The sequence below is a fragment of the Plantactinospora veratri genome, from assembly GCF_036421995.1.
GTDB lineage: Bacteria > Actinomycetota > Actinomycetes > Mycobacteriales > Micromonosporaceae > Plantactinospora > Plantactinospora veratri.
This window is the reverse complement of the sequence record NZ_JAZGQL010000007.1, coordinates 270,168-296,432: the sequence shown is the minus strand read 5'-3', so window position 1 is coordinate 296,432 and position 26,265 is coordinate 270,168. Positions and strand designations below refer to the sequence as shown.

26 protein-coding genes and 1 pseudogene are annotated in these 26,265 nt (G+C 72.7%); 11 read left to right on the top strand and 16 right to left on the bottom strand.

Features of this window, described 5'->3' with window-relative positions; all coding sequences use genetic code 11:
• Positions 1-90 precede the first annotated feature (90 nt).
• The 3 genes from V1634_RS12035 to V1634_RS12025 all read right to left on the bottom strand — a co-directional run bounded on the left by V1634_RS12035 (position 91) and on the right by V1634_RS12025 (position 3,148).
• Positions 91-1,521: an outer membrane protein assembly factor BamB family protein gene (locus V1634_RS12035; RefSeq protein ID WP_331207838.1), complete on the bottom strand. Its 1,431-nt coding sequence runs from the start codon at positions 1,519-1,521 to the stop codon at positions 91-93.
• A 115-nt stretch (positions 1,522-1,636) separates the two neighbouring features.
• Entirely contained in the window at positions 1,637-1,810 is a 174-nt protein-coding gene (locus V1634_RS12030; protein WP_331207837.1) for a hypothetical protein, read from the bottom strand.
• Between the two features lie 18 nt (positions 1,811-1,828).
• The gene (locus V1634_RS12025) at positions 1,829-3,148 is read right to left on the bottom strand and encodes an MFS transporter (protein ID WP_331207836.1); all 1,320 of its coding nucleotides are present in this window, start codon (positions 3,146-3,148) and stop codon (positions 1,829-1,831) included.
• 130 nt (positions 3,149-3,278) lie between these two features.
• Between V1634_RS12025 and V1634_RS12020 the strand changes: the two genes are divergently transcribed.
• Positions 3,279-4,319 carry an ArsR/SmtB family transcription factor gene (locus tag V1634_RS12020; protein ID WP_331207888.1) on the top strand — a complete coding sequence of 347 codons (1,041 nt, stop codon included), beginning with the start codon at positions 3,279-3,281 and terminating at the stop codon, positions 4,317-4,319.
• On the opposite strand, the gene V1634_RS12015 is transcribed toward V1634_RS12020, so the two are convergent.
• Positions 4,223-4,765, bottom strand: a complete 543-nt coding sequence (locus V1634_RS12015; protein WP_331207835.1) for an Lrp/AsnC family transcriptional regulator — start codon at positions 4,763-4,765, stop codon at positions 4,223-4,225. The two genes, V1634_RS12020 and V1634_RS12015, sit on opposite strands and share 97 nt — an antisense overlap.
• Positions 4,766-4,901: 136 nt before the next feature.
• Here V1634_RS12015 and hppD point away from each other — a divergent pair, with 136 nt between their 5' ends.
• The 6 genes and pseudogenes from hppD to V1634_RS11985 all read left to right on the top strand — a co-directional run bounded on the left by hppD (position 4,902) and on the right by V1634_RS11985 (position 10,829).
• Positions 4,902-6,122, top strand: a complete 1,221-nt coding sequence (hppD, locus tag V1634_RS12010; RefSeq protein WP_331207834.1) for a 4-hydroxyphenylpyruvate dioxygenase — start codon at positions 4,902-4,904, stop codon at positions 6,120-6,122.
• A gap of 182 nt (positions 6,123-6,304) precedes the next feature.
• Positions 6,305-6,850, top strand: coding sequence for an RDD family protein (locus V1634_RS12005; RefSeq protein WP_331207833.1), 546 nt, complete (start codon positions 6,305-6,307; stop codon positions 6,848-6,850).
• A gap of 28 nt (positions 6,851-6,878) precedes the next feature.
• A pseudogene (locus V1634_RS12000) lies at positions 6,879-7,935 on the top strand (RDD family protein); the annotation flags it as partial.
• Positions 7,936-7,957: 22 nt separating this feature from the next.
• The gene (gene hisC / locus V1634_RS11995; protein WP_331207831.1) at positions 7,958-9,109 is read left to right on the top strand and encodes a histidinol-phosphate transaminase; all 1,152 of its coding nucleotides are present in this window, start codon (positions 7,958-7,960) and stop codon (positions 9,107-9,109) included.
• Between the two features lie 132 nt (positions 9,110-9,241).
• Positions 9,242-9,796 carry a hypothetical protein gene (locus V1634_RS11990; RefSeq protein WP_331207830.1) on the top strand — a complete coding sequence of 185 codons (555 nt, stop codon included), beginning with the start codon at positions 9,242-9,244 and terminating at the stop codon, positions 9,794-9,796.
• A 178-nt stretch (positions 9,797-9,974) separates the two neighbouring features.
• A complete protein-coding gene (locus V1634_RS11985) occupies positions 9,975-10,829 on the top strand; it encodes a hypothetical protein (protein ID WP_331207829.1) in 855 nt (284 codons plus the stop codon).
• A gap of 77 nt (positions 10,830-10,906) precedes the next feature.
• Here the strand turns inward: V1634_RS11985 and V1634_RS11980 are convergent, their stop codons facing one another.
• The 5 genes from V1634_RS11980 to V1634_RS11960 form a co-directional block, all read right to left on the bottom strand.
• Positions 10,907-12,202, bottom strand: coding sequence for an outer membrane protein assembly factor BamB family protein (locus V1634_RS11980; RefSeq protein ID WP_331207828.1), 1,296 nt, complete (start codon positions 12,200-12,202; stop codon positions 10,907-10,909).
• Positions 12,203-12,440: 238 nt separating this feature from the next.
• Complete coding sequence (locus tag V1634_RS11975) at positions 12,441-12,953, bottom strand: SRPBCC family protein (protein ID WP_331207827.1); 513 nt, start codon at positions 12,951-12,953, stop codon at positions 12,441-12,443.
• 201 nt (positions 12,954-13,154) lie between these two features.
• The gene (locus V1634_RS11970) at positions 13,155-13,352 is read right to left on the bottom strand and encodes a DUF397 domain-containing protein (protein ID WP_331207826.1); all 198 of its coding nucleotides are present in this window, start codon (positions 13,350-13,352) and stop codon (positions 13,155-13,157) included.
• Between the two features lie 187 nt (positions 13,353-13,539).
• The gene (fahA, locus tag V1634_RS11965; protein ID WP_331207825.1) at positions 13,540-14,745 is read right to left on the bottom strand and encodes a fumarylacetoacetase; all 1,206 of its coding nucleotides are present in this window, start codon (positions 14,743-14,745) and stop codon (positions 13,540-13,542) included.
• A 16-nt stretch (positions 14,746-14,761) separates the two neighbouring features.
• Positions 14,762-15,619, bottom strand: coding sequence for a hypothetical protein (locus V1634_RS11960; RefSeq protein WP_331207823.1), 858 nt, complete (start codon positions 15,617-15,619; stop codon positions 14,762-14,764).
• Positions 15,620-15,713: 94 nt separating this feature from the next.
• On the opposite strand from V1634_RS11960, the gene V1634_RS11955 reads away from it, so the two are divergent.
• Positions 15,714-16,889, top strand: a complete 1,176-nt coding sequence (locus tag V1634_RS11955) for a homogentisate 1,2-dioxygenase (RefSeq protein WP_331207822.1) — start codon at positions 15,714-15,716, stop codon at positions 16,887-16,889.
• 23 nt (positions 16,890-16,912) lie between these two features.
• Here the strand turns inward: V1634_RS11955 and V1634_RS11950 are convergent, their stop codons facing one another.
• The 4 genes from V1634_RS11950 to V1634_RS11935 form a co-directional block, all read right to left on the bottom strand.
• A complete protein-coding gene (locus V1634_RS11950; protein ID WP_331207821.1) occupies positions 16,913-18,016 on the bottom strand; it encodes a hypothetical protein in 1,104 nt (367 codons plus the stop codon).
• Between the two features lie 105 nt (positions 18,017-18,121).
• Positions 18,122-19,159: a tetratricopeptide repeat protein gene (locus V1634_RS11945; RefSeq protein WP_331207820.1), complete on the bottom strand. Its 1,038-nt coding sequence runs from the start codon at positions 19,157-19,159 to the stop codon at positions 18,122-18,124.
• 370 nt (positions 19,160-19,529) lie between these two features.
• On the bottom strand, positions 19,530-19,718 hold the full coding sequence (locus V1634_RS11940) for a DUF397 domain-containing protein (RefSeq protein ID WP_331207819.1): 189 nt from the start codon (positions 19,716-19,718) through the stop codon (positions 19,530-19,532).
• Positions 19,711-20,487 (bottom strand): helix-turn-helix domain-containing protein, encoded by a 777-nt coding sequence (locus V1634_RS11935; RefSeq protein ID WP_331207818.1) that lies wholly within the window; start codon positions 20,485-20,487, stop codon positions 19,711-19,713. Before V1634_RS11935 ends, V1634_RS11940 begins: the two co-directional genes overlap by 8 nt.
• A gap of 134 nt (positions 20,488-20,621) precedes the next feature.
• Between V1634_RS11935 and V1634_RS11930 the strand changes: the two genes are divergently transcribed.
• The 3 genes from V1634_RS11930 (at position 20,622) to V1634_RS11920 (ending at position 24,547) form a co-directional block, all read left to right on the top strand.
• Positions 20,622-20,933 (top strand): hypothetical protein, encoded by a 312-nt coding sequence (locus tag V1634_RS11930; protein ID WP_331207817.1) that lies wholly within the window; start codon positions 20,622-20,624, stop codon positions 20,931-20,933.
• Positions 20,934-20,946: 13 nt separating this feature from the next.
• Positions 20,947-21,225, top strand: coding sequence for a flavin reductase (locus tag V1634_RS11925; RefSeq protein ID WP_331207816.1), 279 nt, complete (start codon positions 20,947-20,949; stop codon positions 21,223-21,225).
• A 115-nt stretch (positions 21,226-21,340) separates the two neighbouring features.
• Positions 21,341-24,547, top strand: a complete 3,207-nt coding sequence (locus V1634_RS11920; RefSeq protein WP_331207815.1) for an AfsR/SARP family transcriptional regulator — start codon at positions 21,341-21,343, stop codon at positions 24,545-24,547.
• On the opposite strand, the gene ispF is transcribed toward V1634_RS11920, so the two are convergent.
• The 3 genes from ispF to V1634_RS11905 all read right to left on the bottom strand — a co-directional run bounded on the left by ispF (position 24,453) and on the right by V1634_RS11905 (position 26,242).
• A complete protein-coding gene (ispF, locus tag V1634_RS11915) occupies positions 24,453-24,962 on the bottom strand; it encodes a 2-C-methyl-D-erythritol 2,4-cyclodiphosphate synthase (RefSeq protein ID WP_331207814.1) in 510 nt (169 codons plus the stop codon). The genes V1634_RS11920 and ispF overlap by 95 nt on opposite strands.
• Before the next feature lie 18 nt (positions 24,963-24,980).
• Positions 24,981-25,691 carry a 2-C-methyl-D-erythritol 4-phosphate cytidylyltransferase gene (ispD, locus tag V1634_RS11910; RefSeq protein WP_331207812.1) on the bottom strand — a complete coding sequence of 237 codons (711 nt, stop codon included), beginning with the start codon at positions 25,689-25,691 and terminating at the stop codon, positions 24,981-24,983.
• A gap of 65 nt (positions 25,692-25,756) precedes the next feature.
• Complete coding sequence (locus V1634_RS11905) at positions 25,757-26,242, bottom strand: CarD family transcriptional regulator (protein WP_007073334.1); 486 nt, start codon at positions 26,240-26,242, stop codon at positions 25,757-25,759.
• Between the last annotated feature and the right edge of the window lie 23 nt (positions 26,243-26,265).

Here is a 26,265-nt window from a genome sequence, read left to right as displayed (position 1 = left end):
GGCAAGCCTAGGCCAGCCGACCGGGGCCGGCCCACCCGCCGGGTCGACCTGCGACGCCGCTCTCATCCGGGTGCCGGTGCGACAGCGGCGTCAGCCGTCCTTGCCGTTCTCCGGTGGACACTCCGGCTGCTTCGGGCCGCCGCACTCGATGCCGGGTTCGGGTTCCTGGCCGCCCGGGCCGGCGGTGGGTGCCGGGCCGCCGGTCGAGACCCCGGTGAACTGGAGGTAGCCGATGTCCCGGCCGTCGCCGATCACCATTCCGGCCGGGCCCACCGCGAGTACCTCGGCCGAGGAGCGGACGTTGACCAGCTCGCGCCCGCTGCGCGGGTCGAGCGCGATGATCCGGTTCGGTCGCCGGTCGATCAGCAGGGCGGCGTTCCGGGCGAGCGCGGCACCGCCCTCCGAGTTGACCGGCCGGGTCCACCGGGCCCGGTCGATGGCGAGTTCGCTGCCGATCACCGAGCGCTGGTCGGCGGAGCGGGAGAGCGCGTACCGGTCGTCGACGGCGAGCAGCTTCTCACCTTTGGGGCCGGTCCAGAGCACCCGGCCGTCGTACGCGTCGACGACCGTTTCCCGGGCGTCCGGCCCGACGCCGACGAAGACGTTCTCCCCGCCCTGCGGATCCTCCCGCTGCGCGCAGCCGGCGCCGTCGGCGGTACGCAGGTTGAGCCCGTCCCGGCGCCACACCTCCTGCCCGGTCGCCGGATCCCGGGCCACCACCGTGAAGTAGCAGGTCCCGTCGGCGGCGCGGGCCTCGATCCGCAGCATCCGGCCGCCGACCACCACGATCCGGTCCTGCTGGCCCGGCTTCACGTCCTGCATCACCCGGCCGGTGGCGGTGTCCACGATGTGTACCCGGCCGTCGACGGAGAGGCCGAGCAGCGGCGGCATCTCCGCCGGGCCACCGGCCCCCTCGTGCACCTGCCGGGTGGTCAGCCGCCGGGTGCCGAGGGTTTCCGGGTTGCCGGCCAGCGGACCGGTCTCCACCCCGGGCAGGAAGGTCGTCCAGATCGGATTGCTGCCCCGGGGATCCCAGGCGGTCAGTGTGCAGTCCCGGGGCTCCCGGCAGCGTACGTCGACCACGGCGTTGCGGTACGTCCAGACACCGACCGCGGCGCTGTCCTTGCGGCGTACCGCGCCGGTCTCGGGGTCGAGCAGTTCGTAGCCCTTGCTCAGCAGCTTGCCGACGGCGACGACGGGGTCACGGTCGCCACCCGCGACGGCGGCCCAGTCGGCCTTGCGTTCCCACAGTCGCAGCCCGGTGGCGAGGCTGCGGGACTCGACCCGGGTGCGGTAGCGGATCACCACGGTGTTGCCGGCGATGGTGACGCTCTGCGGCGTACCGCCGATCCGCTGCTGCCAGACGACGTCCGGTTCGGAGATCGGCTCGTCGCGGTTGACCCAGTCCCAGACCCCGGGGAAGGGATTCCAGACGTTGGTCGCGGCGAGCACGATCACCGCGATCAGCGCGATGGCCAGGGCGGACATCACGCCCGCGCTCCGGGCGCTCCCCTTCGCCATCCGGTTACCGTAGACGAGACCGTCGGGCAAGTGCCGCTAGGGCGTTATGTCCGTGTCGGAAAATCCGGTCGCAGGGTCCTCGCGTTCCGGGATCCCGCAGCCGGCGACGGGGCTCTCAGACCGGATAACCCAGGGTCGAGAAGTTGTCGCAGACGACCCTGTGCTCGGTCTCCTTGACCCAGAACGAGCAGAGCACCACCGTGAACGCGCCGGGCCGACCGACCACGGTCCCTCGGATCCGCACCGACCACAGGTCCGGAAACCCGGGCAGGTGGTCCTGGCGAAGCACCGCAGCCTCGACCGATGATCAGGACTCGTGGCAGTGGGCGGAGGTCCCGGCGTCGGCGGTCCGCTCGGCGGGCTCCGGGCGCAGCCAGCGCCACAGCAGCAGGGTCGCGGCCATCGAGGCGACTCCGGCGAGTGCCATCACCCGGCCCGGCGCGAGCCACTCGGCGAGCAGCCCGGCGAACCCGGCCGTCAGCCCCTGCGTGGTCATCAGGCCGGTACTCAGCAGCCCGAACGCCTGCCCCCGGCGCTGTTGCGGCACCGCCGCCAGGAACCGCCGGGCCAGCCCGAGCTGGAACGCGAAGCCGAAGGTGGCCAGCCCGAACAGCGCGGCGGCGGCGGTCAGCCCCGGCCCGGCGGCGAAGCCCAGCATCGGCGCGCCGAGCAGCAGCGCCAGCCACGGGGCCAGCCGCTCCCGCCGGGCCGGCGCGACCCACCGCCCGACCACCAGGTCGCCGAGGAGCATGCCGGACGCGGACGCCGCGAAGAGCACCCCGGCGCTCGCCCCCGGACCGAGGTCGTCGGCGTACGGCACGATCACGCCCTCGGCGCCGACCAGCAGCGAGCCGGGCAGCCAGTGCACCAGCAGCAGTCCCCGGACCCGCCGGTCGCGCAGCAGCAGCCGGTTGACCTGCCAGGTCTGCCGGACCACGCCGTGCGCCGCCGCCCGGCGCGGCCGCTCGGCCACGCCGTACCGGACCAGCAGGGCGGAGACCGCGCAGGTGAGGACGGTCAGCCAGAGCGCGCCGTACGGGCCGACCAGGCCGAGCAGCAGGCCGCCGAGGGCGAACCCGAGCACCTGGGTGGCGCCGGCCGCGACGGTGAAGAGCGAGCGGCCGAGCACGTAACCGTCCCCGGCCAGCAGTTCCGGCAGCAGCGCGTTGCGGGCGGCGGTACTCACCGGGGCGAGCAGCCCGACCGCGAAGACCAGCCCGAGCATGCCGGCCGGCGGCAGCAGGCCGAGCGCGAGTACCGCGACGGCGCCGAGCCGCAGCAGGTCGTAGCCGACCATCAGGGCCCGGGGCCGCCACCGGTCGGCGAGGGCGAGCAGCAGTACGCCACCGATCGCGTGCGGCAGGAAGCCGACCACGTACGCCAGCGCGGCGAGCAGCGCCGACCCGGTCCGGTCGTAGACGAGTACGGCGAGGGCGAGCATCTTCACCGTCTCGCCGACCATGAAGACGCCGAAGCTCGCGTAGAGCGCCCGGAACTCGGGTACCGCCAGCACGCTGCCGAAGGTCGCCGCCCGGCCGTCCGGACCCGGCGTACCGGTCCGCGCCGGTCCGTCGTCCGGTCCCGTCCTGCCCGCCCGGCCCTCGGCCGGTCCCGTCGCGGTACTCATCGGGCCAGCGTGCGCGGCACCGCCTCCCGGCACTAGGGTTTCGGACAGGAGCGAAAGGTGCCGGCACCCGCCGGTTCGGCGGCGATCGGGCGCACCCGCGAGGCGGCGGCGGAAGGAGTCCTCCCTGACCATCCGGATCGAGGTGACCTCGGCCGACGTGGCGGCCAGCCGGTTCGCCATCTCCCCGCTCGGCGAGGCGATGTCGGCGTTGCGGCTCTGCGCCGGCCAGTACCGGTCGGCGGCGCTGGACCCCTGGGTGGCCCGGGCCCGGGACCGCTACCTGCGGTTGCGGCGGGACTCGCCGGCCGTCGGTGCGCTGTTGACGCTGCTGCGCCGGGACGGCTACAACGCCGACTTCGTGCAGCCGCCGCCGTCCGGGGTCGGGCTGAGCTTCGCCGACGAGCTGGCCGTCATCCGGGCCACCCCGCTGGGGCAGGCCCGTGAGGAGTTGGCCCGCAACCTGGCCGGGCACCGGAGCCCACCGGAGTACGCGCGGCGGATCTTCGAGGCACCGGACGTGGTGGACCGGATCGCCGGCGCGATCGAGGCGGCCTGGACCACGCTGGTGGCGCCGGACTGGCCACGGCTGCGGGCGGTGCTGGAACGGGACCTGCTGCGCCGGGCCGGTCAGCTCGGCACGTACGGCTGGGCCGCCGCGCTCGCCGACCTCGACCCCCGGCTGCGCTGGATCTCGGACGGGGCGAACGGGGTGATCGAGGTCGACTGCACCGGCCGGGGCAGCCGGGAACTCGCCGGCCGGGGACTGCTCTTCGTACCCACCGCCTTCGGTCCGCTGATCAGCTATACCGAGCCGCCCTGGCCGTACGCGATCGTCTATCCCGCCCGGGGCGTCGCCGACCTGCTCGGCCCGCCCCCGCCCGGCCGTACCCCGGACGCGGTGGACCGGCTGGTCGGCGCCTCCCGGGCGGCGGTGCTGCGGGCCCTGGCCGTCCCTGCCACGACGAGTCAGCTCGTCGCCCAGCTCGACAGCGGGCTGGGCAGCGTCGGCGGGCACCTGGCGGTGCTCCGGGACGCCGGACTGGTCACCCGGACCCGGCTCGGCCGGTCGGTCCGCTACGAGCGCACCGCGCTCGGCGACGCGCTCGCCGCCGAGGCCCCGCCCTCCGGCCCGGCGTCCACGGCCGAGCGGAGCAGCGGCAGTACCCGGTAGGGGATCTTCTCCGCCAGCGCGATGATGCTGGAGGCCCGGGCGATCTGCTCGTGCGAGACGATCTGGTCCAGCACCCGTTGCAGGTCGGTGTTGGACCGGGCGACGATCCGGCAGAGCACGTCGCCGGAGCCGGTGATGGTGTGCGCCTCCAGTACCTCGGGGATGCCGCGCAGGTGTGCGGTCACCGGGTCGTGGCCGGGCCGCTGGTTGATCTCCAGCGTGACGAAGGAGGTCACCGCGAAGCCGAGCGCCGCCGGATCGAGCTGCGGCCCGAGACCTGCGATCACGCCCCGGGCCAGCAGCTTGTCCAGCCGGGCCTGCACGGTGCCCCGGGCCACCTGGAGCCGGCGGGAGCACTCCAGGACGCCGATCCGGGGTTCGGCCGCGAGCAGGTCGATCAGTCTGACGTCGAGCGGGTCGAGCTGGACAGCTTGCACAGTAGTCACGGTCGTTGACCATACTAAATGCACAACCTGCCCAGCATTTTGCGGATCGGTTGCCCAGCCGGCGCCGGAGCGGGATGCTCCGGGAAAGACGGGCCGGACCGCCGGCCGGTCGCGGCACCCGCAGGGAGGCAGGACGATGACCAGCGCACTCCACCAGCCGTCCACCGCCGGATCGGCTTCCGACCTCGACCTCGACGTCGACCGGCTCGTCGGGGCCGTCGCGCACGACGACGCCACCGACCCCTTCCCGGTGCAGGGCATCGACCACATCCGGTTCATGGTCGGCAACGCGAAGCAGACCGCGCACTACTACTCGACGGCGTTCGGGATGACCCGGGTGGCCTACCGGGGGCCGGAGCAGGGGCACCGGGAGCACGCCGAGTACGTGCTGACCAGCGGCTCGGCCCGGTTCGTCTTCACCGGCGCGGTCCGCCCGGACGCCCCGGACGCCGACCACGTGGCCCGGCACGGCGACGGCGTACTCGACATCGCACTGGCGGTGCCGGACGTGGACGCGGCGTACGCGCACGCCATGGCGCAGGGCGCCACCGGCCTGACCGCCCCGTACGACGTGACCGACGAACACGGGACGGTCCGGGTCGCCACCATCGCCACCTACGGCGACACCCGGCACTCGCTGGTCGACCGGTCGCGCTACCACGGCCCGTTCCTGCCCGGCTTCGTCGCGCAGGGGCCGATCGTGGACCGGCAGCCGATGATCGACGCAGGTGTGCAGCCGAAGCGGTTCTTCCAGGCCGTCGACCACGTGGTCGGCAACGTGGAGCTGGGCCGGATGGACGAGTGGGTGGACTTCTACCGCCGGGTCATGGGCTTCACCAACATGGCCGAGTTCATCGGCGACGACATCGCCACCGACTACTCGGCGCTGATGTCGAAGGTGGTGGCGAACGGCACCCGCAAGGTCAAGTTCCCGCTGAACGAGCCGGCGGTGGCCCGCCGCAAGTCGCAGATCGACGAGTACCTGGAGTTCTACGGCGGGCCGGGCGCCCAGCACATCGCGCTGGCCACCAACGACATCCTGGCCAGCGTCGACGCGATGCGGGCGGCCGGAGTCGAGTTCCTGGACACCCCGGACTCGTACTACGACGACCCGGAGCTGCGGGCCCGGATCGGCCAGGTACGCGCCCCGATCGAGGAGCTGAAGGCCCGGAAGATCCTGGTCGACCGGGACGAGGACGGCTACCTGTTGCAGATCTTCACCAAGCCGGTGCAGGACCGGCCGACGGTCTTCTTCGAGCTGATCGAGCGGCACGGGTCCCTCGGTTTCGGCAAGGGCAACTTCAAGGCGCTCTTCGAGGCCATCGAGCGGGAACAAGAGGCGCGCGGAAACCTGTAACACTGTCCGGCGTGACTTCGCAGCCTCCGTCCATGCCGCCGCCCGGCGGTTTCGCGCCGCACCCCCGGCAGCCCGGCCACGGGCCGCAGCCGGGCAGTCCGGGGCCGCCCCCGCAGGGGTACGCTCCGCCGCCCGGCTACGGCCCGCCCGGCTACCCTCCGGGCCGGCCCGGCTACCCTCCGATGCCCGGTTACCAGGTGGCACCGCCGCCGGTCAGCCCCTCCGGCCAGCCGCTCGCCTCGTTCGGCGACCGGCTGCTGGCGTACCTGATCGACGGGGCGATCCTCGGCGGCACGGTGATGGTGATCGCGATCCCCGTCTTCGTCGTCTTCTTCGCCACGGTGGGTGCGGACTTCTTCACCGTCCCCGACCCGGACGCCAGCACGATCGAGATGAACCCGTTCGACCTGCTGCTGCCGCTGCTGCTGGTGGAGGCCGGCCTGCTCGTGGTCGCGCTCGCCCTCCAGTACGTCTACCACGTGGAACTGCCGAAACGGACCGGGCAGACCATCGGCAAGCGGGTGATGAAACTGAAGATCATCCCGTTGGATCCGACCGCCTCGATCGGCCGGACGCCGCTGGCCCGGCGCTTCCTGGTGCAGGCCGGCAGTGGGCTGGTTCCCGGGCTGGCCTACGTCGACGGGCTCTGGCAGCTCTGGGACAAGCCGTACCAGCAGTGCCTCCACGACAAGTTCGCCCGGACCGTGGTGGTTAAGGTTCCAGCGTGAACGTCAGGACTCAACCAAGGTCGTTCCGGTGACGGTGCAGCCGGGCTGGTACGCCGACCCCGCCGAGCCGACCACCCAGCGGTACTGGGACGGCGAGGGCTGGGTGGGCGCGCCGCTGCCCGTCGACGCCACTCCGCCGCCCGGCCCGCCGCCGGCCGAGGAGCCCGAGCCGGCCCCCGCGCCGTCCAGCGGTGCCGGCGCCCCGGGTTCACCCGCCGCGCCCAGCTCACCGGCGACGCCGCCCCCGGCCGGGGCGCCCGGCGGCCCGGCCGCACCGTGGGGAGGACCGCCCTGGGCCGGGCCACCGGTCAGCGGTCCGCCGCAGGGTGGGGCGCCCCCGGTCAGCGGCGCGCCACCGAGCGGACCACCGGCCTCCGGACCACCCGCCCCGCCGGGCTGGCCCGGTGCGGGTCCGGCGGGGCAGCCGTACGGGCCGCCGCCGGGGATGCCGCCGTACGGGCAGCCGCCGCCGGGCTGGCCGCATCCGTACTGGGCCGCGCCGCCGCCCCGGCCGCACGGGCTGGAGCTGGCCCCGCTCGGCGCCCGGGTGCTCGCCCGGCTGATCGACATCAGCCTGGTGCTGCTGCTCAACGTGGTGGTCAACGGCTGGTTCGTCTGGCGTTTCGTGCAGGAGGTCGAGCCGGTCACCCGGGAGATCTGGCGGCGTGCCCTGGCCGGCGAGTCGACCACCGAGGGGCTGCCCCAGGTGAGCCCACAGGCCGACGGCCTACAGGTGGTCATCCTGCTGATCGCGGTCGCGCTCTGGTTCGCCTACGAGGTGCCGTCGGTGGCAAACACCGGGCAGACCATCGGCAAGCGGGTGATGGGGATCAAGGTCGTACCGCTGGCCGAGACGGAGCAGTTGGGCTTCGGCCGCTCCTTCCGGCGGTGGAACATGCTCGGCCTGCCGGTCTTCCTCTGGAGCTGCTGCGGCATCGGCTTCCTGATCCAGCTCGTCGACTGCGCGCTCGCGTTCTTCGACCGGCCGCTGCGGCAGTCCCTGCACGACAAGCGGGGTCAGACCGTGGTGGTGCGGTCGACCTCCTCGGCCCGTTCCCCGGCCGAGCCCACCGGCACCCCGCACGATCACACGGGAGGTCCCGCGTCATGACCGGTCCGACCAGTTCCACCCCCGGCCCCGACCGGCGGCCCGGGACTCCCCGACTGACCCGCGCCGATCTCGACGCGCTGCCGAACTACGTGCCCGGGCGCAGCCCGGCCGACCTGGCCCGCGAGCTGGGGCTGCCGGAAGCGATCAAGCTGGCCAGCAACGAGGTGCCGTACGGGCCGCTGCCCGGGGTGGTCGAGGCGGTCGCCGAGGCGGTCGCCGGCGCGCACCGGTACCCCGACATGGGCGTACTGGCGCTGCGGGCCGCGCTCGCCGAACGCCACGGCGTGGACCCGGACCGGATCGCCACCGGCTGCGGGTCGGTGGCGCTGGCCGAGCACCTGGTCCGGGCGACCTGCCTGCCCGGGGACGAGGTCGTCTACTCGTGGCGCTCCTTCGAGGCGTACCCGATCATTGTGGCGACCAGCGGCGCGACCAGCGTGCGGGTGCCCAACGACGCCGGCCACGGGCACGACCTGGCCGCGATGGCGGCGGCGGTGACCGACCGGACCCGGCTGATCCTGGTCTGCAACCCGAACAATCCGACCGGGACGAGTCTGCGGCGCGCGGAGCTGGACCGGTTCCTCGCCGCGGTGCCGGACGACGTGCTGGTGGTGCTCGACGAGGCGTACCGGGAGTTCGTCACCGACCCGGAGGTGCCGGACGGCCTGGCGACCTACGGCGACCGGCCGAACGTGGTGGTGTTGCGGACCTTCTCCAAGGCGTGGGGGCTGGCCGGGCTGCGGATCGGTTTCCTGGTCGGGCATCCGGAGGTGGCGGCGGCGGTACGCAAGGTGGTCACCCCGTTCTCCACCAGCCTGGCCGCCCAGGCGGGGGCGCTCGCCGCGCTCGCCCAGGCCGACGAGGTGCGGCGGCGCTGCGCGCTGGTGGTGGCCGAGCGGGACCGGGTCACCGAGGCGCTGCGCAAGCGGCTGCCGGGCGGGCCGGCCGGGGCGACGGTGCCGGAGAGCCAGTCGAACTTCGTCTGGTTGCCGCTCGGGGACCGGTCGGTGCCGTTCGCGCAGGCGTGTGAGGCGCGCGGGATCATCGTCCGGCCCTTCGCCGGCGAAGGCGTACGCGTCACCATCGGTACCCCGGCGGAGAACGACGCCTTCCTGGCGGTCGCGGACCAGCTCGCCAACCAGCGATAACATGAAGGTAATGGTAATTACAGCCTTTTAACGCACAAATAGGGCGATACGCTCTATCTTCTCGAATGGGTGGCAGGGCTGCTCCGGCTCCCGAGATCACCGGCCACATTCGAGAAACGTGAGGTACCGCCCGTGCGACTTGCCAGAATGCTCATGATCGGGATGGCCGCCACGGCCGCGGTGGGACTCGCCGCCGCGCCCGCCGTGGCGGCGCCGTCCGATACCACCGTCGTCACCTTCGAGGTCGTCGCCGGCACCCTGGACATCGAGGCCCCGGCCGCAGCCGACCTGGGCTCCGGCGCACCGGGCACCGCGATCACCGGTTCGCTCGGCCCGGTCACCGTCACCGACGCCCGGGCCTCGGCGGACGCCTCCTGGGTAGCGACGGTGACGTCGACAGTCTTCACCACCGGCACCGGTTCGCCGAGCCAGACCATCCTCTTCTCCGAGGTGGACTACTGGTCCGGGCCTCTGATCAGCTCCACCGGCAACGGCACGTTCACGCCCGGCCAACCCACCTTCGCCGACCGGGAACCGCTGGACAGCACCACGCCGCTCGTGGCGTTCACCCACGTCGGCGGTACCGGCAACAACTCGGCGACCTGGAACCCGGGCCTGTCCATCAACGTTCCGCTCGATGCCGAGGCCGGCGTCTACACCGGGACGGTGACGCATTCGGTGGCCTAGCCACCGGGGGCGCCCGGCGGCCTGGACACCGCTGCTCCTGATCTGTCTCGTCGGCCCGGGCCTGCCTCCCACCCAGGCCGGCGCGGCGGCGCGGGATCCCGACGCGGAGAGCATCGGGATCCAGCTGCTGGAGGCGCCGGCGGACCGCCGTGGCGACCCACGCGCGCTGCGCTACATCGTGGACCACCTCCCGCCGGGCACCCTGATCCGGCGGCAGTTGCTGGTGGTGAACAAGACCGCCCGCGACCAGCGGATCGACCTGTACGCCGCGGCGGCCACCCTGGAGGAGGGCCGGTTCCGGTTCGGCGAGGGCCGGACCCAGAACGACCTGAGCTCCTGGATCTCCCTGGACAAGGACCGGGTGGACCTCCCACCCCGGGGGCAGACCCGGGTCCGGGCCACTCTGGACGTGCCACCGCCGGCCGCCAAGGGCGAGCGGTACGCCGTCATCTGGGCCTCGACGAAGTCCCCGCCGAAGAAGTCGGCCAACGTCAACCAGATCCACCGGGTGGGCGTACGGGTCTACCTCGACATCGGTGTCGGCGGCGAGCCACCGTCCAGTTTCACGATCGGCGAGGTGGTGCCGGCCCGGGACGCCCACGGCGTACCGTCGGTCAGCATCGCGGTGCAGAACACCGGTGGGCGGGCGCTGGACCTGGGTGGAACCGTGTCGCTCTCCGAGGGTCCCGCCGGGACGCGGGCCGGCCCGTTCGACGTGATCGAGGGTACGACGCTCGGACCCGGCACGGCGGGCACCGTCGGCGTACGGTTCCCCCGGGAACTGCCGAACGGCCCCTGGAAAATCGACATAGCGCTACAGAGCGGCACCGTGCGACAGACCGGCACCGGCAGGATCAGCTTCCCCGATCCGGGTGAGGTGGGCGAGCCGAGTACCCTCTTCGGGCCGCTGCGCACCCCGTGGGGCATTCTCGGAAGTTCGCTGGCAGCCGGCCTGGTCGTGACCGGCGGACTCTTCGTCGTCGCCCGCCGGGCACACCGCCGTCGCGGCGCCGGCGCGCAGACCGGGTCGTAGCCGGAACCGGCCGGGTCGGAGCCGAACTGGCCCGGTCGGAGCCGGAGCCGGCCCGGTCGGAGCCGGAGCCGGCCGGGTCAGGTGCCGGCCAGGATGACCGGCTGGGCGGCCAGGTAGTAGCGGTCGTCCCCGGCGGCCGGGTCGACCGGCTCGGCCAGCCGCTCCACGGCGACGAAGCCGCTGGCGGCGTAGGCGAATCCGGGCGACCAGCTGGTCGAGTCCCGCCCGTAGGTGAACGGGAAACGGGACCTTTCCGCCCCGGTCGCGGCGTCGAGGGTGACCAGGTCACCTCCGGCGGTACGCAGGTGCACCCGACCCGGTTGGGCGGCAACCAACCGGGCCTGCCCCGCCTCGGACCAGCGCCACACCTCGGCATTGCCGCGCACCGATCGGGCCACCAGCCCGGTACCGGCCGGCGCCACCGCGACCCCGTCGACCAGTACGGCCTCGGGCGGGTCCAGGGCCGGGGCCGGTACCGGCCGGGCGCCCTCGACCAGCCAGCCCCGGGTCACCCCGGCGCTGACCGTACGCAGGGCCCGGCAGCCGGACCGGCCGGCCGCGCAGCCGACCGGGCTGAGCTGCACCGGCTCACCGGAGTCGGCGGGGCGCCAGCGACCGGCGAGGCTGCCGGTGGCCACGTCGTGGAACTCGATCTCCCGGGAACCGGCGCAGGTGTCGAGGACGGCGAAGAACCCGTCGGTGGTGGTCAGCCCCTGCCCCGCGCCGGCGGCGGCCTCGTCGTCCGGACCGCCGTCGGAGCAGGCCGGATCGGCGGCGAGGCGCCACAGTTCCCGGCCGGAGTCGAGGTCGATCCCGCGCCGGTCGGCGGTCCCGCCGACCACCAGTACGGGCCGGCCGGCCGAGCTACGGGCGGTGTTCAGGCCGGTCGGGGCGTAGACGGTGGCGGCTCCGGTGCGCCGGCCGAGGTAGCCGTGCCCGGGGCTCGGTCCGGTGGCCCGCCAGCGCACGGTGCCGGTACGCGCGTCCAGCGCCACCAGCTCGCCGTCCGACCAGCGGGTCACCACCGTGCCGCCGTCGGCCACCAGCCCCGCCACCTGGGCCGGCCAGCGCCGGTACGACCAGTACGGCGTACGCCGGGTAGGTGCGTCGACCGGCCGGTCGGCCCGGATCTGTCGGGTGGTGGCGTAGACCCGGATCCGGTCGTCGACGATCAACGGTGCCGCGTTCAGGGTGCCGACCACGCCGGGCCGGACGGCCACCGGAGCCGGATAGTCGGCCCGGGCCGGGGTGACCACCTCGGCCGGCCCCAGCACCCGGTGCACGATCACGGCGGATCCGACCACGAGCAGCACCGCCACCGCGATGGCGACCGCCGTCCGCAACCAGTTTCGCGCGCCGTTCGGCGTTGCCATGCCCGGACACCTCCGCCCGAACCCTATCGACCGCCGGGTGTCCGCCGCCTGGCAGGTGCACGATCCGGTGCCCGGCCGGGCGCGCACCTGGGCAGGCCGGAGTCGCCGGAACGGTGATCGACTCGGCTGGGGTCGCGGCTCGGGCTTGCCGCGGCGACGGTTCGCGGCGCGGAGGATCAGGGACGCGACAGCTCGCGGCGCCGGGGATCAGGGACGCGACGGCTGGCGGCGCGGAGGATCAGGCGGCGACGGCGGGGCCGCGACGGTCCGGCTCGGTGACGGTGGCGAGGTCGGCCAGGTCACGGCGGAGCGCACCCTCGCCGGCCCGGGCGGCGAGCCCACCGAAGATCACCGCCAGCAGCCGGCCGTACCGGGCCGTCGGCACGCCCTGGTGGCTGACCGTCACCACCGTCCGATCCGGGCCGGGCCGCCGCGCCGACACCGGAACGAAGGTGTACGTCGTCAGGTAGTCCACCCCGTTGCCGGTCGAGCTGACCACGAGTCGCCGGGGCGGTGTCGCCTCCTGGACGGCGAACTCCTCGGCCATCACGGTGCCGTCCGGACCGGTCCGGCTCTCCCGCCAGACGGCGCCGACCCCGAATCCGCCACCGGTCGGGAGCCCGGCCGGGTGCAGCACCTCGACCTCGTCGACCTGGCAGAGCCATCGGGGGCGGGCGGGCAGGTCGGTGAAGACCCGCCACAGTTCGTCGGCGGGCGCCTCGATCAGTCGGCTGAACGCCACCGTCGACATGGGCACCTCCCCGACCTCCACGGTACGGGGCGGGAGGGGCAGAGCACAGCGCGGACCGCCGCAGAGTGATCAGAACGTGACAGCCCGGCGCGGGCGGAACCGGAGCCGGTCTGCGTGCCTCGCCCCGCCTGGCACCGGGGCGGGGCGAGGGTTCCCCCGTGACCGCGCGGTCCCGGCAGTGTCGGAACCGCGCGGTGTCGATCAGCTTCCGAACGCGCCTGTCCTGGTCGCGGTCACGAACGCCGCCCAACTGGCCGGCTCGAACGCCAGCACCGGGTCCGGGTCCTTCGAGTCGCGCACGCCGACCACGCCGGGCAGGTTGTCGGCCACTTCGATGCAGAGTCCCTGGTCGTTGGAACGGCTGCTCTTGCGCCAGCGGGCAACTTCCGCGTTGAACATCTTTGTACCCTTTCAAGGTGAATCACCATTGATGACGGGTTTGTCCCCATCCGGGTAACTCAACGCGCGATGAGCAATCCTGTTACTCGTCCCGGCCGGTCAATCGCACACTTCGTCCGACCAACCGGCAGAGAGCCGGCTGAACGCCGACCGGGGACCGGCGGTGCGTGCGCTGGGCTGAAGGGCGTCAGTCCGAGCGGGCCGGGGCGATCGTCCCGACGACCTCGCCGAGGCCGACCGTGGTGCCGTCCGGCCCGGGCGCGGTGGCGCCGATGCCGACCGTGTCGCCGTCGGACAGGAAGGTCCGGGTCGAGCCGTCGGAGAGCGTCACCGGCTCCTTGCCGCCCCAGGTCAGTTCGAGGAACGAGCCGACCTGCTCCCGGAGCGGCCCGGAGACGGTGCCCGAGGCGTAGAGATCGCCCGTACGCAGCGCCGCCCCGTTCACCGTCAGGTGCGCGAGCTGCTGGGCCGGCGTCCAGTACATCCCGGCGAAGGGCGGCTCGCTGACCCGGGTGCCGTTCCAGTCCACCGTCAGCCGCAGGTCCAGCCCCAGGTGCGGTACGTCCCGCAGGTAGTCGAGGACCGCCGGCTCCTGCTCCGGGGCCGGCACCCAGGCGTCGGCCAGCGCCTCCAGCGGCACCACCCAGGGCGAGACGGAGGTGCAGAACGACTTGCCGAGGAAGGGTCCGAGCGGCTGGTATTCCCACGCCTGGATGTCCCGGGCCGACCAGTCGTTGAGCAGTACCACCCCGAAGACGTGCGCGGCGAAGTCGTCCACCCCGACCCGCTCGCCGAGCGGCGACGGTACGCCGACCACGAAACCGACCTCGGCCTCGATGTCCAGCCGGGTCGACGGCCCGTACACCGGACCGTCGGGGGTGGTGCGCTGGCCCATCGGGCGGACCACCGGGGTACCGGAGACCACCACCGTGCCGGCCCGGCCGTGGTAGCCGACCGGCAGGTGTCGCCAGTTCGGCAGCAGCGCCTGCCCGTCCGGCCGGAAGATCTTCCCGACGTTGCTCGCGTGGTGCTCTGAGGAGTAGAAGTCGACGTAGTCGGCGACCTCGAAGGGCAGCACCAGCTCGACCCGGTCGAGCGGGATCAGCAGCGGGGTCACCGCCGCCCGGTGCTCCTCCTCGGTCAGCAGCTCCACGATCCGGGTCCGGACGGTGCTCCACTGCGCCCGGCCGAGCGTCAGGAACGCGTTCAGGGTCGGCTGCCGCAGCGCGCCGCCGGCGAGTACCAGCCCGGCCGCCTCCGCGCCGTCGAGGTCCAGGACCAGATCCGCGATCCGTACGCCGATCCGGGGCGCCCGCCCCGCCGACCGGAAGACCCCGTACGGCAGGTTGTGCACCCCGTACGCCGATCCGGCCGCCTCCGCCACCCAGGTCACGCGTCTCCCCCAACTGTCACGACTCGAAGCCTCCGTTCACCAGTCCCAGCCGGACCAGGTCGATCAGCGGATCCATCACGCTGCACGAGCCGAAGCCGATCCAGAGTGGACGGTGCTCGTCGCGCCGGGACCGGGCCGCCTCGACCAGCGGCAGCGGGTCGGTCGCGGCCAGCGTCTCGGCCACCACGGCCACCTCGGCGCCGGAACAGGCCACGGCGGTGGCGGCGAGGATGTTGACGAAGCCGTGGTGGGTGAAGCCCGTCTCCGGGTCGATGTGCCGGATCGCGTGGTGCAGTCCGGCGGTGAGCTTGAACGGCAGTTCCCGGTCCCGGCAGGCGCCGATCACCGCGGCCAGCTCGACCGGGGTGGGGAAGAGTTCGGCGGCCAGCCCGCCGGTGCGGAACTTGGCCGCGATCCGCTTGCCGGCGGCCCGTTCGTCGGCCAGCCGGTCGAGCGCGCCGAGCAGCCCCCAGGTGAGCGGGACCTCGGCGTAGACGTCGGCGTCGGCCAGCCGGGTGGGAAGGGCGGCGAGCGCGGCGAGCCCGGGCAGCGGGTCCTCGCCCCGTTTGGCCACCGCCATCTCGACCTGCCGGATCCGGATCCGGGGGTCGGTGCGGTCGCACAGCGGGTACAGCTCCTCGACGGGTACGTCGCCGATCACGCCGACGTCGAGCCGTTCGTCGCCGTCGAGCAGGGCCGGCAGGCCGGGCAGGGCGGAGGCGGGCAGCAGCAGGGGGCCGACCAGCGGGGCGTACCAGGCATTGCGGTGCCGGCGGTGCGCGGCGACCGCGTCGGGCAGCGTGGCGTTGCCGGGCGGGAAGACGGCGGCGTCGTCGACCAGCCCGGCGAAGAGCCGGGGCACCTGCGTTGACACGAACAGAGAACTTACGGGACGCTACGACTAGCGGACAACACCGTCCGATTATCGGACGTTCTCGGCCGGTGACTGGGACAAAAGGGAGGCGATCATGCCGTACTACCGCAGCGTCGGCGAGGTTCCCCGGAAGCGCCACACCCAGTTCCGGCAGCCCGACGGCAGCCTCTACGCCGAGGAACTGCTGGGCCAGGAGGGCTTCTCCTCCGACTCGTCGCTGCTCTACCACCGCTATCTGCCGACCGCGATCGTCGCCGCCGAGGAGTTCACCCCGCCGGCCTGGCAGCGGGTGCCGAACCTGCCGCTCAAGCCCCGCCACCTGCGCACCCACAAGCTCGACGGCGGTGCCGGCGCCGACGCGATCCTCGGCCGGCAGCACCTGCTGGCCAACGACGACGTCCGGATCTCGTACGTCGTCGCCGACCAGCCCTCCCCGCTCTACCGCAACGCGATCGGCGACGAGTGCCTCTACGTCGAGTCCGGCGCCGCCCGGGTCGAGTCCAGCTTCGGCGTCCTCGGGGTGACCGCCGGGGACTACGTGATCATCCCGACCTCGGTGGTGTACCGGATCGTCCCGGTCGCCCCGCAGCCGCTGCGGATGCTCGCCATCGAAGCCTCCGGGCACATCGGCCCGCCCAAGCGCTACCTCTCGGTGCGCGGCCAGTTCCTCGAACACTCCCCCTACTGCGAGCGGGACGTGCGCGGCCCGGAGGCGCCGCTGCTGGTCGAGGAGACCGACGTCGAGGTCTACGTGCAGCACCGCCGGGGCTGGACCCGGCACGTCTACGCCAACCACCCCTTCGACGTGGTCGGCTGGGACGGCCACCTCTACCCGTGGGCGTTCTCCATCCACGACTTCGAGCCGATCACCGGCCGGATCCACCAGCCGCCGCCGGTGCACCAGACCTTCCAGGGGCCGAACTTCGTGATCTGCTCCTTCGTACCCCGCAAGGTCGACTACCACCCGCTGGCCGTGCCGGTGCCGTACAACCACCACAACGTCGACTCCGACGAGATGCTCTTCTACACCGGCGGCAACTACGAGGCGCGGCGCGGCTCCGGGATCGAGCAGGGGTCGATCTCGCTGCACCCGGGCGGCTTCACCCACGGCCCGCAGCCCGGCGCCCCGGAACGGGCGATCGGGGCGGAGAGCTTCGACGAGCTGGCCGTCATGGTCGACACCTTCCGCCCGCTCGACCTCTGCGGACCGGCACTCTCCTGCGAGGACACCGGGTACGCCTGGACCTGGTCCGGCCGGACCACCGGCTGAGCCCTACCGCGCCGACGACCTCGTCACCGGCGTGCCTCGACCAGCGGCCGCAGTCTTCGCTGGAACGTCGCCTCGTCGATCCCCCGGGCCAGTTTCCGGTTGTAGCTCATCCGATAGGGGCAGTTCTGCTCGCCGCGCTGCCGGCCCGGAACGGTGAACTCGCTGACCACCTTGCCGCTCCGGGCCTCCCGCACCGTGACGTGGTAGACGCTCTCGAACAGGTTGAAGGTGAACGGACTGCCACCGGCCAGCAGGGCCCGTTCACTCGCATAGCTACAGGTGACGTCCTGGCGCGAGTCCCGGGTCGCCGTCACCCGTACGCAGACGAGGAGCTGTACCTCGTCGAGGTTCCTGCGGGAGGTGCCCGGCGCGTACCGGGGCTCCCAGGCACGGGGCAGGGAGAACTCGGTGTACTCCATCTCCCGCTCGTCGGAGTATCGGACCATCGCCATCAGGTGCGGGCCGCGGCCGGCGAAGGGCCGGGAGGTGCGGTTGTAGACGTAGAGCTTCGGTGACCTGCACGGGGCGGGGTCGGCATCGCTGCCGGTCCCCATCGGCCCGGACGGCGGCGGGAGGGGTGGGAGCCGTCCGGAGGACGGCGGGCCGCCGGGCCGATCCGGCGGCCAGGTGCACGGCCCGGTCAACGAGACGGTGAACTGTCCACTGTCCAGAGCCATCTCCATGAGCAACTCGGTGCCGTCGTCGTGCTCGCCGGTGATCTCCCGGACGTCGGCGGGGCTGCCGGCCCGCACCCGCTTGGTGCGTTCACCGAAGCCCTCGCCGATCATCCAGGTGTCCAGGTCGTCGAGGTACTTCTCGGCCTTCTCGCCGGCGGACACCGTCAGCTCCGCCCGCGGCCGGACACCCCAGGCCGGTCCGCCCTCGCGCAGGTCGCCGCAGCCCACCGTGCGGGAGTGGGTCGGCCCGCTCGCCTGGGCCTCGGGTTCAAGTGCCCCGTTGACCGCCCGGGACAGGTATTCGGTGAGTCGCTGCTCGAACTCCTGCGTGGTCACCACGGGGGCCGGCGGTTCCGGCCCGGTGTCGTCGGTGCAACCGGCGAGCACCAACACCCCGCACAACGCCGTGCCGAACCGGCGACTCCACTGGTGTGTCCACTGCCGAGTCATCGCAGCCCCGATCGTTCCGTCGACACGGGCGAGCCGAGAGGAAACGGTATGTTCTGCCCCGGACTCTACCCGTTCATCCACGCCGTCCGATACGGGTCCGTGCCGTCAGTCGCGGTCCGGCGACCAGCCGAAGAGCACGGCCAGCTCGGTGGCGGCGGTGGCGGTGATCGCCAGCACCAGCGGCCACGGCGTGCCGAGGATCGCGTAGAGCAGGATCAGGCAGGGGCCGGCGACCACGGCGTAGACGCCGAGCGCCAGCAGCCGGTCGGCGCGGATCAGGTCGGGCAACCGCCCCCGGCCCAGGTTCGGCACCCGCCTGGCGAACCGCCAGACCAGGATGCCGCCGGTCACCGCCGCCAGAGCGGCCCAGAGCCGGGACGACACCGGGTTCGCCGCCGCCAGGCAGGCCACCAGCACCGACACCACGATGGTGTAGCCGGCGCCGTACATCAGGAGTTGCCGCAGCCCGCCGCCGATGGCCCGGGTGCCGTCCCGGCTGGTCGGGTCGAGTGCCGCCGCGTCGGCGAGATGTTCCAGCGCCTCCGAGTAGCGCCGCTGTTCCAGCCGGATCACCCCGATGTTGTGCTGGGCCGCCGCCAGCTCCGGGTCCAGCCGCAGCGCCTCCCGGTAGGCCCGCTCGGCCAGGTCGAACATCTCCATTCTGGCCGCCACGAGACCCAGCACCAGATGCGCCTGCGGCTCCTCCGGGGCCAGTTCCACCCCCCGCCACGCGGCGTTCAGCGCCTGCTGTCCGTTGCGCGACTCGCCGAGGATCGCCGCCGCGCTGCGCTGGGCGTACGCGTCGTCGGGGCCGAGCGCGAGGATCTCGTCGGCCGTCGCCGCCGCCTCCCTGAACCGGCGCAGGTCGGCCAGGGCGTGTCCCCGGATCACCAGTGGATGGATCAGCTCCGGAGCGGCGGCCACGGCCGAGTCGGCGGCGGTCAGCGCCTCCTCCGGCTTGTCCCCCGCGAGCCTGACCATCGCGAGCATGACCAGCGCCTGCACGTTCGACGGGTCGAGCGCGATCGCGAACCCGACTTCGGCGGCAGCCTCGTCGTACCGGCCGAGTTCGGCGAGCAGTTCGGCGCGCTGGACGTACCCTTCGGCGGAGGATGACTGGTCGGAATCGGCGTCGCTGGACACGGGCCGAGCCTATCCGGCGCCGTCCCGCCGGATCGGAACGCCCGACCTGCCGAACACCCACTCTCCGGGCAGTTGCCGGGCCGCACCGGCCAGTTGTCCGACGACCCGCCGAATGCCCACTCCCCATGCCGGCCGATGCGCGGTACCGTAGACGGGACCAAGCCTGGCGCTCCCCCCGTGGCGTCAGGCTTGGTCCCTTACTGCCCCCGGTCACCTGGTCGGACGACTTCCCGCCGCCGAGCCCGGCCCGCCTCCCCCGTGATCGCGGCCCCGACGCAATCCCGTCAAGGGGACTGTCGTCCCGGCCCCGACACGGCGACGCCCCCGCGCCCGTGCTGCCACACGGACGCGGGGGCGCTCGGCTGCTCGACTAGCGGTGTGCGGCGAGGTCCCGGACGAAGCCGCGCCAGGCCGCCGGCCCGAACGCCAACACCGGCCCCGACGGATCCTTACTGTCCCGTACCAGCACCTGGTGCGGGAGGTTCTCCGCGACCTCCACGCAGTTGCCCTGGTTGCCGCTGCTACGACTGCTCTTGCGCCAGTTCGGCTGCTCAGTCATGCTCCTCAACCGCCTTCACGATCAGGTCCCGCGACTGGTCGACCGGGAGGGCGAGACCGCTGACGATGTCCCAGGCCAACTCTAGACCGTGCAGGTCATCGACATCGGTCACCACCCGGCCGCGCAGTTGGTCGTCGAGATAGCCGGCCCGCACCCCGCCGGGGAGCGTCGCCAGCACGAACGCGCCGGACAACCCGCCGTGCAGGCCGGCACTACGGGGCACTACCCGGATCTGCACCCGGGGGCGGTGCCCGACGTCGACCAGGTGGTCGAGTTGCTCCTTCAGCACGTCGGGCGGACCACAGTGCAGGGCGGCCTCGCCCACGACAGCGGTCAGCATCGGCGGGTCGGCCCGGTCGACCGTTGCCGCCTGCCGATCCTTGCGCACCTGGGTGGTCCGTTCGACCACCTCGTCAGGCAACCGGGTGCCGCGCAGCACCGCGCGCGAATACGCCTCGGTCTGGAGGAGCCCGGGAATCAGGTTCGGCTCGAACGTACGCAGCAGGACCGCGCGCCTCTCGTTGTCGGTCCACGGGCGCAGCCAGGGAGCCTGGGCGTCTTCCCGGGCCACTTCGGCGGTGCGCTGGATCTCGTCGCCGGTCCCGAAGAACGCGTCGAGCCGTTCGGCCGTGTCGGGCTGCGGAACCAGTCGACCGCATTCGAACGCGGCAATCAATGATCCACTGACGTTGATCGCGGCACCAGCCTGATCCTGGGTCATCCTTTTCGCCGCGCGCTGCTTTCTCAGGATCTCTCGAAGATCGCTCACCCAATGCTCCCGTATGTGGATTGGTATCCGTTATCCGCCTCCAGTGCCTTAGGTCCATCTTCTGTGGATCGCGGCGCTCGGTCCAGGGTGGAATCACCTCCGTTCGCTCGGAACACAGCGAGAAAGGGTGATCGATGTCCAGGCGACACCGCAAACCTGTCCGGCATTACCGCGCCTGGTATTTCCTCTGGATCTTCTGCTCGTGTGGTCGCCGCTGGCGCTGCCCGCGCACCATCGCGGCGCCCCGCCGCCCCGGGCCACCACCGACGGGCAGGCCGGCGCTGGTCCGGGTACCCCCGGATCCGCCGCCGCCCCCGGCCCGGAGCCGGCACGCCAACACCCGCCCGGCGTGGGCCGCGCCCACCCGCCCGCACCGGGCCAACAGCCGGGCCGGCGGGCCGACGCCGGACCGGGCCGGACGCGCTCGGCTGGTCGAGTTCCAGTGACCGCGCGACCCTGATGTACGGCCCGCACGCCCGGTTCCGGCCGCACACGCCGGCCCGCCCCTCGTTCCGGTGCCGGACCTGTGGCGCACCCTGGCCCTGCCAGCCGGCCCGCCTCAACCTGCTACACGCCTATCGGGACAACCGGATCGGCTTGCTGATCTACCTCGCGGGCCAATTGCAACACGCCCTACAGGACCTGCCCACCGCCGATCCCCGCGACCTGGCCGCCCGGATCGTCTACTGGCCTCCCCGGCAACCGCCGCCGAGCCCGCCGCGCCAGGATTCTCGCTGAATCCTGGTTGGCCGCCGACCACAACTTATCAAGATCTCGAAAATTGAGGGCTCATCCCAGATGGTCGCGGTCCGGCGGAACTGCCAGGTCGATACTGCGGGCGACACCGACGGCGATGGATACGCTGGGTCGGTGGCAGCCGGATCCGTCGTTCCGGCTGATCGGGGGTGTGATGTTCGAGGTTTCGCTGCTGGGACCGTTGGAGATCATTTCCGACGGTGTGCCGTTGGTGCTCGGCCCGCCGAAGCAGCAGGTGGTGTTGGCCATGCTGGCGTTGCGACCGGGTCGGTTGGTCGGCATGGACGAGCTGGTCGACGAGTTGTGGCCGGCGAAGCCACCCGCCTCCGCCGTGGCGAATGCCCGCGGTTATGCGGGAAACCTGCGGCGGATGTTCGACCGGATGCCGGGGGGTCGAGGTCTTCTCGTCCGACGTGGATCCGGATACGAGCTTCGACTGCCGTCCGAGGCGGTGGACCTGATCGCATTCGTGGCGGAGTGCCAGCGGCTGACCGTGGCGCTCGCCGCCGGAGACATCGCCACGGCCGGCGAACTGCTCAGCCGGGCCGAGAGGCGGTGGCGGGGACCGGTCCTGGCCGGCCTGCCGCTCGGGCCGGTCCTGTCGGCTCGGGCCGAAGCAGTCTCCGAGATGCTGCTCGACCTGGTCGAGCAGCGGGCCGAGTTCTGCCTCGCGACCGGACAACCCGGGCTGGCCGTGACGTACCTGCGGGATCATCTGCTGGCCCATCCGCTCCGGGAGCGTGGTCATGCGCTGCTGATGCGGGCACTCTCCCAGGAGGGGGACGTACCGGGAGCGTTGGCCGCGTACGGTGCCGCCCGTACCGTCCTGGTGGAGCAGCTCGGTATCGAACCCGGTACGGAGCTGCGTCAACTCCATCAGGCGATCCTGAACCGCGACCCTGCCCTGGAGCGTCCGTCGCCAGTCAGTTCGCCCCGGGCGTCCGGGCGGTCGACATCCACGGCTACGACCGCAGTTCCCCCAGGCGACGAGGTCGGCCCGGCCGGGATGCAGGTCAACTGGCTCCCCCGGCAACCCGTCGACTTCACCGGCCGGGCCGAGGCCGTACGCGGGCTGGTTGCCGCCGTGCGGGCGGCGAGCCCCGGTGCCACCGTACTGAAGGTGATCGACGGGATGGCTGGCATCGGGAAGACGGCACTGGCGGTACAGGTGGCCGCCCAACTCACCGACGACTATCCCGACGCACAACTCTTCGTCGACCTCCAGGGACACGGCGCGGGCGATCAGCTCGACCCGGCGACGGCGCTGGTGACCCTGCTCCGGCAGCTCGGTGTGCCCGCCGGCCGGATCCCGCCCGACCCCGACGACCGGATCGCGCTGTGGCGCGCGGAACTCGCCGCCCGGCGGGCGGTGCTCGTGCTCGACAACGCGGGCAGCAGCGCGCAGTTGGCCCCGCTTCTCCCGTCGGCACCCGGCACCCTCGTCCTGGTGACCAGCCGGCGGCGGCTGCTCGCCAGCGGCAGCGCCCCACCGATGTCGCTACCGGTCCTCGCCCCGGACGAGGCGATCGAACTGCTGGCCAGGGTAGCCGGCCGGGATCGGATCGACGCCGAGCCGGAAGCCGCCGCCGTGGTGGTTGGCCGCTGCGGTTACCTCCCGCTGGCGATCCGGCTCGTCGGCGCGCGCCTCGCCCATCGGCCCGGTTGGCGGGTAGCGGACCTGGCCCAACGGCTGGACCGGGCCACCCCGTTGCTCGGCGAACTCTCCGCGGAGGACCACACCGTCGCCGGCGCCTTCAGGCTCTCCTACGAGCCGCTCCAGGAACCGGTACGCCGGATGTTCCGGCTACTGGGCCTGCACCCCGGCGAGCACTTCGGCGTCGACACCGCAGCCGCGCTCGCGGACGTGCCGCTGCCGGACGCGGAAACCGCTGTGGCGGATCTGGTCAACCACCACCTGCTGGAAGAGCCGGTCGCCGGTCGGTTCCGGTTCCACGACCTGGTCCGCGACTACGCCCGAGGACTCGCGACGTCCACCGGCGAGCCGGCGGAGCACTCGGCGGCGATCGACCGGCTACTCGACTACTTCATGCACGCCTGCCTCGCCTCCACCGCGGCGATGGAGACGGCGATACCCCTGGTGCAGACCCTCGGTCTCAAGCAGCCGCTCCGGCCGGACCTGCTCGCCGCGGTCCGGCCCACCCTGGAATGGCTGGAGGTGGAACGGGACAGCCTGCGCGCCCTCGTCCGCCTGGCGGCCGAAGGCGACCATCCACACCAGGCATGGCGGCTGGCTCGGGCGGCGTGGCGCTTCTACTACGTCCGCCAGTACCACGACGACATCCTCGACACCCACCGCTACGGGCTCGTGGCGGCTCGTCGGTTGGACGACGAGGCGGCGATCGGAACGATGTACAACTACCGGGCGTACTCCCATCTCCGCAGCGGTGACTGCACGCAGGCGGTGCGCGACCTGGAAGCGGCGATCGAGGTGCGGGAGCGGAGCGGGGACCGGTTCGGCGCGAACGTGAGCCGGTCGAATCTCGGGATCGTCTACTGGCACATGGGCCGACTGGCCGACTCGGTCAGCCTCCACCAACGCGCGCTGCGCGACCGTCGATCGGCGGGCCAGGACGTGCTGACCGCCGTCTCCAACATCGGACTACCACTGATGTTCCTCGGCCGGTACGAGGAAGCCCTCCGGCTACACCGGCAACACCTGTTCATGGCAAACCTGGCCGGGAGCCAGTTCAACGTCGCGCTGGCCCTCGCCAACATCGGTGCGGTCAGGTCGCGCCTCGGTCAACACCACTTTGCGATTCGCTGCCTGCGGGCCTCGTTGCGACTCTGGGACCGGACGGGGAGTCGATCCGGCGTCTCGTACGCGCTCAACGAACTCGGAGCGGCGTTCCGGGGTTTACGCCGGCTGGACGACGCCCGCAAGCACCACGAGCTGGCGCTGATCGCCGCGGATCGGCACGGCGAGCGGTACAGCGAGGCCGCCGCCCTCAACGGCATCGGTCTGACCCTGGCCGCCCAGGGACACTCCGGGCAGGCCCTGGAGTTCCACCGCAACGCGTTGACCCTGGCGACCCGGATCAGCCACCCGTACGAGCAGGGACGGGCACTGGTCGGGATCGCCCGCCAGTTGGAACCGCACGATCCGGCCGAGGCACAGCGGTACCGGGAGCGGGCGCTGGCCATCTTCCGCCGGATGGAGGTACCCGAGCACCTGGAGGTCGGGCAGCAGCTCAGCTCTCCGCCTGTCCCGCGCCAGGCCGAGACTCGGACCGCCGGTGCACCAGGGCGACGGCGACACCAGCCAGCCCCTCGCCCCGGCCGGTGAGCCCGAGCCCGTCGGTGGTGGTACCGGAGACGGTGACCGGGGCGCCGACCGCCGCCGTCAACGCCCGCTGTGCCTCGTCGCGGCGGGGACCGATCTTCGGGCGTACCCCGATCACCTGGATCGAGACGTTGCCGATCTCGAAGCCGGCGGCCCGGACCCGGCGGGCGGTCTCGGCCAGCAGCGTCACCCCGGCGGCGCCGGCCCACTCCGGCTCGGCCACCCCGAAGTTGCTGCCCAGGTCGCCGAGGCCGGCGGCGGAGAGCAGCGCGTCGCAGGCGGCGTGCGCGGCGACGTCGCCGTCGGAGTGCCCGGCCAGCCCGTCCACGCCGGGCCAGTGCAGGCCGGCCACCCAGCAGGCCCGGCCCGCCTCGAACCCGTGCACGTCGGTGCCGACACCGACCAGGGGAAGGATCACGTGCGAAAGCGTAGGCGATCAGTGGTGCCCGGCGAGCGGTACGGCGCCGAGCAGGTGCTCGGCCAGGGCCAGGTCGAACGGGCGGGTGATCTTCAGCGCGTATTCCGACCCGGGAACGCAGGTGACGCGTACGCCCTGCTTCTCGACCAGGCCCGCGTCGTCGGTGAGCGGATCGACGGCGGCGGCGTGCGCGGCGGCGAGCACCGCCCGCCGGAAGCCCTGCGGCGTCTGCACGGCCCGCAGCGCGGACCGGTCCACGGTGCCGAGCACCACACCGGCGGCCGAGACCTCCTTGACGGTGTCGACCACCGGGAGCACCGGGATCACCGCGTCCGCACCGCCCCGGACCGCCTCGGCGACCGACTCGACCAGTGCGGTCGGGGTGAGCGCCCGGGCGGCGTCGTGCACCAGGACGATCTCCGGGCCGGCCGGTACCGCCGCCAGCGCGGCGGCGACCGACTCCTGCCGGGTGGCCCCGCCGGTCACCACGGCCAGCTCGGCCACCGGGGCGAGCAGTTCCCGGACCGCGTCCTCGTCGCCGGGTGGCGCCGCCACCACGACGGTGTGCACGGATGGCGCGGCGGCGATCCGCCGCACGGCGTGCACCAGCAGGGGTTCGCCACCGATCCGCCGGAGCGCCTTGGGTCCGCCCGGCCCGAGCCGGACGCCGGCACCCGCAGCAGGAACGAGGACCGCGACGTCACCGCGCGGATTGAGCTGCGCGGTCACGTCGCGGTCCTCGGACTTTCTTCGGGGTACGTCGCCGGCACCGGCGGAAAGTGCCAGCGTGAGTGCTATGCCTCGGTGAGCACCTTGTCGAGAAGAGTTTCCGCTTCGTCCTTGGTGCTCTTTTCGGCGAGCGCCACCTCACCGACGAGGATGTCGCGGGCCTTGGCGAGCATTCGCTTCTCACCCGCCGACAGGCCCCGCTCCCGCTCCCGGCGCCAGAGGTCGCGGACAACCTCGGCCACCTTGAGGGGATTACCGGAGGCCAGCTTCTCCAGATTTGCCTTGTAACGCCGCGACCAGTTGGTCGGCTCCTCGGTGTGCGGGGCACGGAGGACATCGAAGACCTTGCCCAGGCCCTCTTCGCCGACCACTTCGCGCACGCCCACGATCTCGGCATTCTCGGCGGGCACCCGGACCGTCAGATCACCCTGAGCGACCCTGAGGACGAGGTACTGCTTAGGCTCGCCCTTGATGACCCGAGTCTCGATCGCCTCGATGAGTGCGGCCCCGTGGTGGGGGTAAACAACGGTCTCGCCGACACTGAAAACCATAGGTTCGAAACCCCTTTCGCTGT

Bases quoted from the DNA above. Each gene is read 5' to 3' on its own strand.
- V1634_RS12035 (WP_331207838.1), bottom strand. From the start codon at position 1,521: ATGGCGAAGGGGAGCGCCCGGAGCGCGGGCGTGATGTCCGCCCTGGCC.
- V1634_RS12025 (WP_331207836.1), bottom strand. From the start codon at position 3,148: ATGAGTACCGCGACGGGACCGGCCGAGGGCCGGGCGGGCAGGACGGGA.
- hppD (WP_331207834.1), top strand. From the start codon at position 4,902: ATGACCAGCGCACTCCACCAGCCGTCCACCGCCGGATCGGCTTCCGAC.
- V1634_RS12005 (WP_331207833.1), top strand. From the start codon at position 6,305: ATGCCCGGTTACCAGGTGGCACCGCCGCCGGTCAGCCCCTCCGGCCAG.
- hisC (WP_331207831.1), top strand. From the start codon at position 7,958: ATGACCGGTCCGACCAGTTCCACCCCCGGCCCCGACCGGCGGCCCGGG.
- V1634_RS11980 (WP_331207828.1), bottom strand. From the start codon at position 12,202: ATGGCAACGCCGAACGGCGCGCGAAACTGGTTGCGGACGGCGGTCGCC.
- V1634_RS11975 (WP_331207827.1), bottom strand. From the start codon at position 12,953: ATGTCGACGGTGGCGTTCAGCCGACTGATCGAGGCGCCCGCCGACGAA.
- V1634_RS11970 (WP_331207826.1), bottom strand. From the start codon at position 13,352: ATGTTCAACGCGGAAGTTGCCCGCTGGCGCAAGAGCAGCCGTTCCAAC.
- V1634_RS11955 (WP_331207822.1), top strand. From the start codon at position 15,714: ATGCCGTACTACCGCAGCGTCGGCGAGGTTCCCCGGAAGCGCCACACC.
- V1634_RS11950 (WP_331207821.1), bottom strand. From the start codon at position 18,016: ATGACTCGGCAGTGGACACACCAGTGGAGTCGCCGGTTCGGCACGGCG.
- V1634_RS11940 (WP_331207819.1), bottom strand. From the start codon at position 19,718: ATGACTGAGCAGCCGAACTGGCGCAAGAGCAGTCGTAGCAGCGGCAAC.
- V1634_RS11930 (WP_331207817.1), top strand. From the start codon at position 20,622: ATGTCCAGGCGACACCGCAAACCTGTCCGGCATTACCGCGCCTGGTAT.
- V1634_RS11925 (WP_331207816.1), top strand. From the start codon at position 20,947: ATGTACGGCCCGCACGCCCGGTTCCGGCCGCACACGCCGGCCCGCCCC.
- V1634_RS11920 (WP_331207815.1), top strand. From the start codon at position 21,341: ATGGATACGCTGGGTCGGTGGCAGCCGGATCCGTCGTTCCGGCTGATC.
- V1634_RS11905 (WP_007073334.1), bottom strand. From the start codon at position 26,242: ATGGTTTTCAGTGTCGGCGAGACCGTTGTTTACCCCCACCACGGGGCC.